Source organism: Streptomyces sp. P1-3 (assembly GCF_050613155.1).
GTDB lineage: Bacteria > Actinomycetota > Actinomycetes > Streptomycetales > Streptomycetaceae > Streptomyces.
Window position 1 is genome coordinate 2,929,647 of record NZ_CP192512.1, and the last position, 12,446, is coordinate 2,942,092.

Annotated in this window: 11 protein-coding genes and 1 tRNA gene; 4 read left to right on the forward strand and 8 right to left on the reverse strand. The window is 73.3% G+C overall.

The window, feature by feature from the left end:
• Positions 1-115: 115 nt before the first annotated feature.
• Together ACQUSR_RS12180 and ACQUSR_RS12185 are read left to right on the forward strand one after the other, a co-directional pair.
• Positions 116-682, forward strand: coding sequence for a snapalysin family zinc-dependent metalloprotease (locus ACQUSR_RS12180; protein WP_431042597.1), 567 nt, complete (start codon positions 116-118; stop codon positions 680-682).
• Between the two features lie 129 nt (positions 683-811).
• A complete protein-coding gene (locus ACQUSR_RS12185; RefSeq protein WP_431042598.1) occupies positions 812-2,656 on the forward strand; it encodes a hypothetical protein in 1,845 nt (614 codons plus the stop codon).
• On the opposite strand, the gene ACQUSR_RS12190 is transcribed toward ACQUSR_RS12185, so the two are convergent.
• The 3 genes from ACQUSR_RS12190 to ACQUSR_RS12200 form a co-directional block, all read right to left on the reverse strand.
• A complete protein-coding gene (locus ACQUSR_RS12190) occupies positions 2,653-5,193 on the reverse strand; it encodes an ATP-binding protein (RefSeq protein ID WP_431042599.1) in 2,541 nt (846 codons plus the stop codon). The genes ACQUSR_RS12185 and ACQUSR_RS12190 overlap by 4 nt on opposite strands.
• A gap of 83 nt (positions 5,194-5,276) precedes the next feature.
• Positions 5,277-5,732, reverse strand: coding sequence for a hypothetical protein (locus ACQUSR_RS12195; protein WP_431042600.1), 456 nt, complete (start codon positions 5,730-5,732; stop codon positions 5,277-5,279).
• A 162-nt stretch (positions 5,733-5,894) separates the two neighbouring features.
• Positions 5,895-6,854: a LysR family transcriptional regulator gene (locus ACQUSR_RS12200; RefSeq protein WP_431042601.1), complete on the reverse strand. Its 960-nt coding sequence runs from the start codon at positions 6,852-6,854 to the stop codon at positions 5,895-5,897.
• Between the two features lie 70 nt (positions 6,855-6,924).
• Here ACQUSR_RS12200 and ACQUSR_RS12205 point away from each other — a divergent pair, with 70 nt between their 5' ends.
• Positions 6,925-7,866 (forward strand): NAD-dependent epimerase/dehydratase family protein, encoded by a 942-nt coding sequence (locus ACQUSR_RS12205; RefSeq protein ID WP_431042602.1) that lies wholly within the window; start codon positions 6,925-6,927, stop codon positions 7,864-7,866.
• Between the two features lie 15 nt (positions 7,867-7,881).
• Positions 7,882-8,766: an aldo/keto reductase gene (locus ACQUSR_RS12210; RefSeq protein ID WP_431042603.1), complete on the forward strand. Its 885-nt coding sequence runs from the start codon at positions 7,882-7,884 to the stop codon at positions 8,764-8,766.
• 292 nt (positions 8,767-9,058) lie between these two features.
• Here the strand turns inward: ACQUSR_RS12210 and ACQUSR_RS12215 are convergent.
• From ACQUSR_RS12215 to moaC, 5 genes are all read right to left on the reverse strand, one after another.
• Positions 9,059-9,132, reverse strand: a tRNA-Ala gene (locus ACQUSR_RS12215).
• Between the two features lie 73 nt (positions 9,133-9,205).
• A complete protein-coding gene (gene sepX, locus ACQUSR_RS12220; protein WP_431042604.1) occupies positions 9,206-10,624 on the reverse strand; it encodes a divisome protein SepX/GlpR in 1,419 nt (472 codons plus the stop codon).
• A gap of 150 nt (positions 10,625-10,774) precedes the next feature.
• On the reverse strand, positions 10,775-11,410 hold the full coding sequence (locus ACQUSR_RS12225; protein WP_431047529.1) for a GNAT family N-acetyltransferase: 636 nt from the start codon (positions 11,408-11,410) through the stop codon (positions 10,775-10,777).
• Positions 11,407-11,958 (reverse strand): MogA/MoaB family molybdenum cofactor biosynthesis protein, encoded by a 552-nt coding sequence (locus tag ACQUSR_RS12230; RefSeq protein WP_431042605.1) that lies wholly within the window; start codon positions 11,956-11,958, stop codon positions 11,407-11,409. The genes ACQUSR_RS12225 and ACQUSR_RS12230 overlap by 4 nt, the downstream gene beginning before the upstream one ends.
• Positions 11,955-12,437, reverse strand: a complete 483-nt coding sequence (moaC, locus tag ACQUSR_RS12235; RefSeq protein ID WP_431042606.1) for a cyclic pyranopterin monophosphate synthase MoaC — start codon at positions 12,435-12,437, stop codon at positions 11,955-11,957. Before moaC ends, ACQUSR_RS12230 begins: the two co-directional genes overlap by 4 nt.
• Positions 12,438-12,446 lie beyond the last annotated feature (9 nt).

A 12,446-nucleotide genomic window follows, 5' to 3' on the forward strand; every position in this document is an offset into this window, starting at 1 on the left:
GACGGACCCGCCCCGGCACCCCCTCTGACGATTGGGGCGCGGGCCGTGTGGGCAGTGAGTCGGGCGAGGCATTTGTCATGCCCACGCCTCACCTTCCCCCACAAGGAGGCCGACCATGTCCGTCCGCGCGCTCGTACGCGGCTTCGCCCCCACCCTCGCGGTGGCCTTCGCCCTGGTCGCCGGCGGCCAGGCGACCGCCGCCCCCGGCACCGGACCGGACCGCGCGCCCGCGCCCCGGGTGCTGACGTACGACGCCAGCGCGTCCGCGGAGTTCAAGGCCGCGGTCGACCGGGGCGCGGCGATCTGGAACGAGAGCGTCGACAGCGTCGAACTGCGGCCCGCCACCACCGGGCAGCGCGCCAACATACGGATCATCGCGGACAACGGCTGGCCGCGCGCCCTCCCCACGTCGCTGGGCAGCGGCACGGTCTACATCGGGCGGCAGGCCGTGAACCAGGGCTACAACACCGTCCGCATCTCGTCCCACGAACTCGGCCACATCCTGGGCCTGCCCGACATCAAGCCCGGCCCCTGCTCCAGCCTGATGTCCGGCTCCACCGCCGGGGTCTCGTGCGCGAACCCGTACCCGGACGCGGCGGAGAAGGCCGAGGTCGAGTCCAACTTCGGTGGCGCGTTCAGCTGGCCGGCCGGCCTGCCGGCCAACACGGTGGTCAAGGACTGACGCTGCTCACAGCGCCCCGGGCGCCCTGGCCGCCGCGGCGGCCGGGGCGCCCGCCCCATGCCCGCCAGGTAGCATCGCGCGCAGCGCGGCCGAAGGGGACGGCTCTCGACGACGGGGAGATGCGCCAGGGTGACGGGCGAGGCAACAGGCGTGGTGCGACTGAGAGTTCCAGTCGGTGGCGACGCGGAACGGTGGGTCACACGGGCCGGCTGCCGACGCGTGCTCCTCGTCGTGCACAACGTGACGTCCGCGACCCGGCTGCTGGACGTCCTTCCCCTCTTCGACGGCGACCTGCGCGTGCAAGTGCTCGCGACGTGTACGGGATCCTCCCCCTACCTGGCCGGGGTTCCCGAGCTGCTGGCGTCGACGGGCCTGCCCGTACTCCCCTGGGAGCAGGCGAAGGAGACCCCCGTCGACCTGGCGATATCCGCCAGCTACGGCGGCCAACTCCACTTCCTCAAGGGGAAGTTGGTGATCCTTTCGCACGGGATTGGCTACAATAAAAGGCTCGCGACGCCGGACGCCGGACGCCGGACGCCGGACGCCGGACGCCGGACGCCGGACGCCGGACACCGGACACCGAGACACCAGGCGCAGGCGCCGGTCTTCGGGCTCTCGCCCGACTGGCTTCTGCACAAGGGGCGCCCACTCGCCTCCGCCACGGTTCTGTCCCATCCCGAGCAGTTGGAGCGGCTGCGCGACGCGTGCCCCGAAGCCGCCCCGACGGCGGTGCTCGCCGGGGATCCCTGCTATGACCGCGTACTCGACGCCCTGCCCGACCGCGAGCGGTTCCGGCGCGCCCTCGGCGTCGCGTCCGGCCAGCGGCTGATCGTCGTCAGCTCCACCTGGTCACCGCGTGCCCTCTTCGGCGACGAAGGCGGCGCGGGCGGCAACGGGGATCTCCTGCCCTGGCTGCTGCCGCGGCTCGCGGCCGAGCTGCCCGCCGACGAGTACCGCACGGTGGCCGTCCTGCACCCCAACATCTGGTTCGGGCACGGCCCCGGACAGGTCCGCGCGTGGCTGGACCGGGCCCGCCGCGCCGGGCTCACCCTGATCGATCCGCTCGAAGGCTGGCGGCAGGCCCTGATCGCGGCGGACTGCGTGCTGGGCGACCACGGCAGCGTCACGTTCTACGCCGCCTCCGCGGGCGTCCCGGTGCTGCTCGGAGCGTTCCCGGACGGCGATCTCGATCCCGGGTCGCCCGTCGCCGCCCTCGGCCGGACCGCCCCGGAACTGCGCCCGCACGACAGCCTGCGGGCGCGGCTCGACCAGGTCATCGACCAGCACGACCCGCGCCGTTACGCCGAACTCGCCGCGCAGACCACGTCCTCACCCGGCCAGTCGGCCGTACTGCTGCGCCGCCTCTTCTACGGCCTCGTCGGAATCCCCGAGCCCGAGGACCACCCGGCACTCCTCGAACGGCTGCCGCTGCCGCCGTACGAGCCCGCGGAGCGCACCGCGCCCCTACGTGCCCTGACGCGGCTGATCGGCGCCGACCCTCCGGAGATCGCCGTCACGCGCCACACCGACGCCGCGTACGAACCCGAGAACCCCGACGCCGACTCCGACGCGGCCCACACGGTGGTGCACGAGGACACCCGGAACAGCGGGCGGCTGAGCGTCGCCGACGTGATCGTGCGGTACGCCGCCGAGGACGATCCGCGGGTCGGCCCGCCCGCGGCCTGGACCGCGGACGTCCTCGCCCGCCATCCGTACTGCGGGCTCGCGGTGTACGTGTGCGGACCGGACCGGTGCACCGTGCGGACCCGCGACGGGGACCTGGTGCGGCTGACCGCCGCCCCGGACGAGGACGGCCGGGCCGATCTGTGCGACCCCGCCGCCTACGCGTCCGCGCTCTTCGCCTGGCTGGGGCGGGGCAAGTCCCTCGGCGAGGCGGCTCCCGGGATGGTCGTGGTCACCGGGACGACGCGGCACCGGATCGCCGTCGAGCCCCTGACCCCGGCACCGGGTTAGCCCTCCCCCGGCTCCGTCAGCTCCGCCAGCCGAGCGCGCACGCGGGCTGCGCCCACCGCGTCGTCGGCCTTCTCGTACAACGCGGCGGCGGTACGCAGGTCCTCGGCCTCGGCCGCCGGGTCGCCCAGGCGCCGGGCACAACGGGCCCGCATCTCCGCGGCGTCGGCGTGCTGCGCCTCGGCGCCCTCGTTCCCCATGGTGGCGACGGCGCTGTCGAGGCAGACCCGAGCGAGCTCGAGGTCGCCGTCGCCCCCGGCGTCCAGATGCGTCTCGCCCAGGCTCATATAGACCCGGCCCTCGTTGTACAGGTCGGGCTCGGGCAGGGCGCGGAACCCGCTGAGCGCGCCATGGAGCCGGCGGACGGCTTCCCCATGGCGCTCCTGACCGCGCAGGGCACGGCCGAGGTGGTGCTCCAGAAGCGCCAGGGCGCGAGGGACATCCGGGGCTCCGTCGTCTCCGGGACCGATACGGCGCAGGATCTCCTGGGCTTCCCGGAAGCACCGCTCCGCCTCGGGGTAGCGCCACTGCTTCAGGCGCAGCAGTCCCAGTACCTCGACCGCGGTCGCCTGGCCTCGGTGATGCCGTGCCGCCTCGTCCTCGTCCGCGGCGCCGACCAGGGCGTCCTCGGCCTCGTCCAAGCGGCCGAGCCCCATGTAGGCGAAGGCGAGCTGGACCAGTGTGCGGGCCACGGCGCGCCGGTCGCCGAACCTGTCGGCCGCGCAGCGCCGCGCGGCCTCGACGCCCAACTCGTGCGTCTCGACCCACTGCTGGTGGAAGCCGAGCCGCAGATGCAGGCCCCACATGGCCTCGCACAGCTGCCAGACCAGTTCGTCGAAGCCGTGGTCCTCGGCCGCCCGCACGGCCGCGGCGAGGTTCTCCCGCTCGCGCCGCAGCTCCGCCAGGGCGGCCCGGCCGTCATCGCGGGCCCGGTCCTCCGGCAGGGTCAACTCGCGGTAGGCGGGGCCGAGCCGCCAACGGGAGGGAATGACCCGGAGGTCGGCGGCCGCCGCGAAGCGCAGGTACCCGGTGGCCATGCGACGGATCGCACGCGCGACGTCCGCCTGGCGGTCCTCCGCGGCGGCGCGCTCCTTGGCGTGGCGGCGCACGCGGTCGTGGAACCGGTAGCGCTCCGCGGCCACTTCTTCGAGCAGGTGCACATCGGCGAGCTCCTCGAGGAGCGCGCGTGCCTCGTCCTCGCCGACGTCGGCGGCCTGTGCCGCCAGCCCGACCGTGATGTCCGCCCACGGCCACACGCCCAGCATCCGGTACAGCAGGGCGCCTTGGGGGCTCAGCTCCCCGTACGTGACGTCGGTGGTGAGCTCCACCGCGCCCCGGGGTGCCCGGTCGCTCATGGCCCGCGCCTCCTGATCCCGGCGGCGCGCCCGCTCGGACAGCTGCCGCTCGACCACGTCCCATGTGAGGTGCTCGCGTGCGGCGACCCGGGCGCCGATCTCGCACAGCGCGAGCGGGAAGCCGTCGCAGCGCTCCGCGGCCGCGCGGGCACCCGGTTCCTCTCCGGCCATGCGTTCCGATCCCACGATGCGGGTCAGCAGGCGCACGGAGTCCGCCGCGGAGAGCGGGTCGAGCCTGATGATCCGTGCCCCGGGATCGGCCGCGAGCCCGTCGAGCCGGTGCCGGCTGGTGACGATGACCAAGGACCCGGAAGCCGCCGTCAGCAGCGGCTTGACCTGCGCCTCGGAGTGCGCGTTGTCGAGTACGACGGCCATGCGGCGTTCGGCCATGCAGGCGCGGTAGAGGTCGGCCTGCCGGTGCTCGTCGGTGGGCGTCCTCCCGGACGGCACGCCCAGCAGGGGGAGGAAGCGCACGAAGACGTCGGACGGCGTCAGGGCCGTCGCCGCGGAGTCTCCGCGCAGATTCACATGGAGCTGGCCGTCGGGGAACCGCTCCTTGAGCAGATGGGCGCAGTGCACGGCGGCGGCGGTCTTGCCGATGCCACCGGGCCCCACGAGGACGACGACCAGCGGTGCGCCGGCGGGCCCGCCCCCGTGGTCGAGCAAGTCGGTGATCTGCTCGACCAGTGCCTCGCGATCGGTGAACGCGGCGTTCGCGGGTGGCAGCGTCTGGGGACGTGTCTGCGGGCGGGAGGCGCCGGGCGCGACGGCGGGGTGGGCGCGCGGCGCCAGCCACGCGGCCTCACGCAGCCACGCCGCGACCTCCCGGGCGAACCCCGGCGAGGTGCGCGAGCGTTCCAGGAGCTGCCGGGCCAGCTCCTGCCGCTCCTCGTCGGTGGCGGGCAGCGCGGGCTGCCGTTCGTCGTCCTCCGCCGCGCCGGGGGACGCCTCGTCACGCGAGACCGGGTCAGACGCCCCCTGGCCGGACGACGCCCCGTCAGGCGACGCCTCGTCGTCCCGCGCCGCCCCGTCCTCCGCCGCGGTGGGCCCGCGCCGCATACGCCGCGCGATCCCGGCCAGCGCCTCCGAACTCCGCCGCCCCATCTCCCCACCGGCTCCCGAGAGGGCACCCGAGGTCACGGTGCCGATCGCCGAGAGCACCGCCGTCGTCGTGAACGGCTCCACAGCCCACCCCCAACTTTCTGTTCCGACAACGGTATCGAGAGGGCCGCCGGCCTACCGGCGGATCCGCGCCGCCGCCCGCGACGTCACCCGGCCCCCGAGCCCCGCTCGGGCGGGAGCGTCCCCGAGTTGTGGAACGTGATCCCGGAGATCCGGTGCCCCTGGATGACGGAGCCGTTCCGCACGACCCCGCTGACGCTGTTGTGGACCGTCGCCGTCTGCTGCCGTTCCGATTCCGGGTCCAGCTCCGCCAGCAAGAGCCGCAACTCCGCCGCGGCTTCGGGGTCCGCCCGCAGCACTCGGCGCAGCCGCTGCCGCCACCCGGCCTCGATGTCGGCCGCGGCGTCCTCGTCACCGGCCTCACACGCCGCCACCAGCTCTTCCCGGGACGCCCGGAGCTCCTCCTCCGCGGCGTCCTCCCCGCCGCCGCGGGCGAAGAAGCGCACCAGCCGCTGCCGCCCCTGCGTCCACGCGTCCGACACCATGAGCCCGACCAGCGTCGTCGCCCCCGACGCCGCCAGCGCCGCCACCTCGGCCTCCATGCAGCCCCCTTACCCGCGTGCCTCAGCGGATTCCCCGCATTTGCCTGAGGCCACCGTAGGGAGATCGCGGGCACTTGGACAGCCCCACCTTCCGGCGACTGACCGGGCCGGCCCCCGGAGTCTGCATGTAACGGGGCTGGTCAGAGACGGATGTGCGGTGAGTCACGCAGGACTGCCAGTGGCTGGGCTGCCGCCGGCAGTCGTTGTTCGGGGATCTCCGATTTGATGCATCGCCTGCTCGCGGAGGGCCTCGATGAACGTCGTGACGTGTGAGCGGTCGCGCCGGCGGCCGATCGTGGCAACGCCGATGTGCCGGGTCGGAGTCGGCGGCTCGATCGGGACGGCGCACAGACCCGGCACAGTCGGGACGAGCGCGATGGAAGGGATCAGGGAGATTCCCATTCCCGCGGCGACAAGCGAGCGGGCGAAGAAGTAGTCGGTGGTGGTGCCGCGCACTTCCGGTTCGAAGCCTGCGCGCTCGGCGTAGCGGCGCAGATATGCCTCGGTCTTGAGGCAGCCGAGCACCCAGGGCTCGGTTGCCAGCTCGGCGATGCCGAGTGACTCGCGGTCGGCGAGTCGATGCTCCTTGGGCATGACGACGTGCAGCGGATCTTCCAGGAGTGCGGCCCACTGCAGGCTGGAGCTCGGGCCCGGCCCGACAGGCAGCGGGCCGTCGAAGTGGTAAGCGAGTGCGAGGTCGACCGCGCCTTGGCGGACAAGGGGCAAGGTGTCCTCGGGCTCGCCCTCCCTGACGTGGATCAGGGTGCGGGGATGGGTTGCCATGAGCCGGGCGAGAGCGCCGGGCAGCAAGTGCCTTCCGCCGCTGGTAAAGGTGGCGACGGTGAGCTGTACGCGGCCCGTGCTGAGCTGCTCGACCCGCTGCTTCGCCTGTTCGAGCTCGGCTGCGACGGACTCGGCGGCCCCGACCATGATCTGGCCGGCCTGAGTGAGGGTGACCCCGCGCGTGCTGCGTGCCACGACCTGGGCGCCGAGGCTGCGTTCCAACACCGCTACGTGCTGGGAGACGGCGGAGGGGGTGAGGTGGAGAGCCGCGGCCGCCTTGCTGAAGCTGCCGTGGTCCGCCACCGCCCGCAGGACACGGAGCCGCTGCACATCGATCAACAGTATTCCTTAAGGCACTTCCAGTAAGCCGCCACTTCTGCTGATGACGGTAGGCGTCCAGGGTGGGGGCATGCAAAGGATCTGCGTCATCGGCGGAAGCCGCTACTTCGGAAAGCTCCTGGTCGAGCGCCTGCAGGCGGTCGGCCATCAGGTCACTGTGCTCAACCGCGGCTCCGTCCGACCGCCCACCGGTGTCGAGCACCTCGTTGTCGACCGCAACGACGAGGCCGCTCTCGTCGCCGCGCTCGGCTCGCGCGCCTTCGACACGGTCGTCGACCAGGTCTGCTACACCCCCGTGCAGGCCGCGATCGCCGCCCGCGCCTTCGCCGGCCGTACCCGGCGCTACGTCATGACCTCAACGATCGAGGTCTACGACCCGGAGACCGCCGCGCTGCCGGCTGTGCCGGCGGGTATCCCCGTGCCGGAGGAGAACGTGGACCCGCGCACCTGGCTGGTGGCCATGGATCTGCCCTGGCACGACGAGGCATACCTGGAGGCGCACTATGCCGAGGGCAAGCGTCAGGCGGAGGCCGTCCTCACCCGGGACGGCAGCTTCGCGTTCGCCTCTGTGCGCAGCGCGCACGTGCTCGGCGGCGGCAGGCAGGAATTCACCGGCCGACTCGCGCACTACACCGAGCGCATCGCCCGGGGCGACGAGATCGCTGTGCACGCCGAGGCGCTGCCGACGGTGTTCATCCACCACGAGGAGCTGGCGGACCTGCTGCTGTGGGCGGCCACCGCAACCGGCTTCGCCGGTCCGGTCAACGCCTGCTCCGACGGCCTGCTCGACGTGCGCGACCTGGCCGCGATCGTCGCCGCGCGGACCGGCCGCGAGCCCGTCTACCGGACCGTCGCCGCGGGCGGGACCGCCTCACCGTTCTCCTTCGACCGCCACTACGCCATGAGCAACACCCGCGCGAAACAGCTGGGCTTCGCCTTCTCCCGTACTGCCGACTGGCTGCCCGGCGCCGTCGCCGAAGCCCTCACCGCAACCGCCGCCCCCGCCGCCTGAGGAGCACGAACCGCCATGCAGTACCGCACCATCGCCGGCGCCACCGTCAGTGCCATCGGCCTGGGCGCCATGCCGCTGTCCATTGAGGACCGCCCGGACGAGACGCGGGCCATCGCCACCGTCCACGCCGCGCTCGACGCCGGCGTCACGTTCATCGACACCGCCGACAGCTACCACTGGCACGCTGACGAGGTGGGCCACAACGAGCTCCTGATCGCCCGCGCCCTGGCCCGCTACGGCGGCGACACCTCCGGCGTCCTGATCGCGACCAAGGGCGGCCGCGGCCGCCCTGGAGACGGCAGTTGGACGGTCACCGCCACCCCGGAACATCTCAAGCGCGCCGCCGAAGCCTCCGCCAGGCGACTCGGGGGCGAGGCCATCGGCCTGTACCAGCTGCACAAGCCGGACCCGGCAGTGCCCTGGGCGGAGTCTGTCGGCGCCCTGCGAGACCTGCTCGACGCCGGCACGATCCGCGCCGCCGGCATCTCGAACGTGACCACCGCCCAGATCCGCCAGGCGCACGCGATCCTCGGCGACGGACTCGTCTCCGTACAGAACCAGTACTCGCCCGCCGTCCGGGACAGCGAGCCCGAGCTGCAGCTGAGCGCACGGCTGGGCCTGGCGTTCCTGCCCTGGAGCCCGCTCGGCGGCATCTCCCGCAGTTCTCTCGACGGCCTCTCCGGCCCGACCTCTAACGGCACCGCTTTTCACCGCATCGCGGCCGAGCACGGTGTCAGCCCGCAGCAAATCGCCTTGGCCTGGCTGCTGAGCCGCTCCCCCGCGGTGATCCCGGTGCCGGGAGCCAGTCGCCCGACCTCCATCACCGACTCGGCCCAGGCCACGGAGCTCAAACTGAGCCCGGGGGAACTGACGCAGCTTGAGGACGCGCTGCCGGGCTGAAGCAGCTCCGGGCGTCGACGCTGAGTTCCTCGGCCGAGGACGGCCGCTCCCACCAGTCAACTCGGCCACGAACCATCGGCTTTCTGGCCGGACGGCATATCCCGGCCATGGCCGAGCCCGGCAGCGAGGCGAGGTCGCGCAGGCTGGTGAGGTCGGGGTCCGCTGCGGTGTCGTTGCCGAAAGGCCCGACATCCCAAATGCCCATCCGGAAACGCAGAGATCCCGTCCGATCAATCAGATCGGACGGGATCTCGTGAACTCTTCCTGAGCGAACTCAAGAACAGTCGTGTTGTGGACCTGAGGGGATTTGAACCCCTGACCCCCTCGATGCGAACGAGGTGCGCTACCAGTCTGCGCCACAGGCCCTTGCAACGAGTGAAACTCTAGCATCCCCATCCGGGTGCTCGGAAATCCGATCCCCGCTGCTCGCCGCGGGGGCTCATTCGTTGGCGGCGCGGGGACGGCCCTCGTCCGCGTACTGGTCGAAGAGGGGCGTACGGCCGCGGTCGCGGGTGCGGCGGGGTGGGGTCGGCGGGCCTTGGAGGGTGGGGTCCTGGGCCGCGTCCTGGTCCGCGGTGGGGCCCGCGGCGGAGGAGCGGGCGGAGCTCCAGGCGTCCGGGGCGTCCAGGTCCACACTGCCCGTGGCGCGCGGGGCGACCGGCGCGGTGACGTAGGTGGGCAGCGGGACCGGCACCGGCTCCCAGCTCTCGCCCGCCACCGGGCCGCGCTCGCGTTCACGCTGCTGGTCCACCCACTCCGCGTGGTCGGTCTGCTCGACCAGCGCCCGGCGGTCCGCGGTGTGCGCGGAGACGGTCTGCTCCGGCCCCGGCGCCCCGGCCGGAGCCGCGGCCGGGTCCCGGTCCCGGTCCGCCGGGTGGTGCTCGGCGCGGGGGCCCCGGTCGGACCGGATGCCGCCGCGGTCGGGCCGGATGCCCGCGCGGTCGGGGCGGGCGCCCGCGCCGCCGCGGTCGGCGCGGGATCCGCCGACGCCCCTGTCAGCGCCTGCCGCGCCGCTCGCCACGCCACCTGCCGCGTGCTCAGGGCGCGCGCCGTGCTCAGGACGCGCGCCGCCGCCCGTGGGGTGCTCGCGGCGTTCGGGGCCGACCTCGGCGGGGTACTCGGACCGCTCGCCTCCGGCCGCCCCCAAGCCGCGGCCGGAGGGGTCCGTGTCGCCGGAACCGGCGGACGCACGGGGCCGCGTGCGGCGTTCGCGCAGGCGCTGCGCGGCCAGTTCGGCGCGCCTCTGGTCCATCGTGAACGTGAAACGGCGGCGCTCCTGCGCGCGTAGATGAACGATGTAAGCGCTCAGCAGGACGGCGGGGATTCCCGGCGCCCACAGGAACGCCAGGCCGCCGACGGCCGCGACCACCGCGCCCACGGTGAACGCCAGGAAGAGCACGACGGTGGTGCGTCGACGGCGCGCGAGGACCTTCGCGCGCCGGGTGCGCTCCAGCATCGACGGTCCCGGGGGGCGGGAGGCCGTACGGGTGGGTGCCAGGTCGGGCGCCGGCTCCAGCGCCTCCTGGTCCCGGTCCGCCTCGCCCGCCGGCTCCAGGCCGGCCGCGGGGTCGACGAAGGCCCGGACGTCGACCAGATCGGTCTCGGCGTCCGGGTCGGCCACGCCCGCGACATCCGCGGCGTGGGCCCCGGTCTGCGGCACCTCCGCGTCGCGCGCCTCCAGGTCCTTGGCGTAACGGCGCTCCATCGCCGCGCGGCCGGACAGGAGCCGGATGGCGGTACTGAAGCGTTCCGTCGGACGAGCCTCGTTGAGCTCGTCCTGCCTACGGAGCCACATGGGCACCAGGTAGGCGGCCCAGGCCCCGACGATGACTGCGTAGATGAGGCCACTGCTGCTCACGCTCACACGGTAGAGGGGTTCGCGTGAGGCAATCCGCCAATTGGCGCGGTGTGTCGCACGATCTGGCTGATATCCCGAACATTTTTTGTGATTGTTGAGATGGGCAGACGGTAATTGTGCGAAATCGATGAGCTTATTCGAACACGCATGTCATTTCTGCGGGGTGCCAGGTGAGGCGCCGGGTCGCGTACGGTGCCAGCGGGCCAGCAGCCCCTCCGGCACCTCCTCCACCGTCAACGCGAAGACCAGGTGGTCACGCCAGGCACCGTCGATGTGGAGATAACGGGGGCGCAGGCCCTCCTCCCGGAATCCGAGTTTCTCCACCACCCGGCGGCTGGGCGCGTTCTCCGGACGGATGCACACCTCGATCCGGTGCAGCCCGACCGCGTAGAAGCAATGGTCGACCGCGAGCGCCACGGCGGTCGGCATCACTCCGCGGCCGGCGACGGCCTCGTCCACCCAGTAGCCGACATGGCCGGAGCACATCGATCCCCAGGTGATCCCGGCGACCGTCAGCTGTCCGGCCAGCCGCCCCTGGTACTCGATGACGAACGGCAGCATGCGCCCGGCGTGCGCCTCGGAGCGCAGATGGCGGACCATCTGCCGGTAGGTGGGCCGGCGGGTGATCGGGCCGCCCGGCGGGGCGGGCGGGATGGTCGCCTCCCAAGGGCGCAGCCAGTCGCGGTTGCGCTGGTTGACTTCGCGCCATTCCCGCTGGTCGCGCATTCTTATGGGGCGGAGGGCCGTGTCACCGTCCACCAGCCGCACCGGCCAGAGGGCGTTCAGCTGGGGCTCCCGGACGGGCCGTCGGGTCTGGGGTGGTCGCCGCCGCGGATCTGTTCGACGGCGTGGACGAGCAGCCGCCCCAGAACGGCGAGCCCGTCGCGGACCCCGCCGGTGGAGCCGGGCAGGTTCACGATCAAGGTGGTGCCGGCGACTCCGGCGAGGCCGCGGGAGAGCGCCGCGGTGGGGACCTTGGCGAGCCCCTCGGCACGGATGGCCTCGGCGATACCGGGGATCTCCCGGTCCAGGACGCGGCGGGTCGCCTCCGGGGTGCGGTCGGTGGGCGAGATCCCGGTGCCGCCGGTGGTGACCACCACGTCGTACGCGGCGGCCACCGCCTCCCGCAGGGCCGCCTCCACCGGGTCGCCGTCCGGCACGACGCGCGGACCGTCGACCGCGAAGCCCAGCCCGACGAGCCCCTCGGCGATCAGCGGGCCGCCCTTGTCGGCGTACACCCCGGCGGACGCCCGGTTGGAGGCGGTGACCACCAGGGCACGGTACCCGGCCCGCGCGGCGGACCCGGCCGGTGCCGCGGCGTCCGAGTGGGTCACGCCCGCCTCCAGTCGCCGGACTTGCCGCCGGTCTTCTCCTCGACCCGTACGTCCGTGATCACCGCGCCCTTGTCGACGGCCTTGACCATGTCCACCACGGTGAGCGCGGCGACGCTGACCGCGGTCAGCGCCTCCATCTCCACTCCCGTGCGGTCGGTCGTCTTCACGGTGGCCGTGATCTCCACCGCGTCGTCGGCGACCGCCAGGTCGACCTTCACCCCCGAGACCGCCAGCGGGTGGCACAGCGGCACGAGGTCCGGGGTGCGCTTGGCGCCCATGATGCCCGCGATCCGGGCCGTGGCGAGGGCGTCGCCCTTGGGCACGCCCTCGCCCCGCAGCAGCTCCACGACGCGCGGTGAGACCAGCACGCGGCCGCTGGCGCGGGCGGTGCGCGCGGTGACGTCCTTGGCCGAGACGTCGACCATACGGGCCGCGCCTTGCGCGTCGAGGTGGGTGAGGTGGTCCTGGGCGCTGCTCATCGTTCTCCC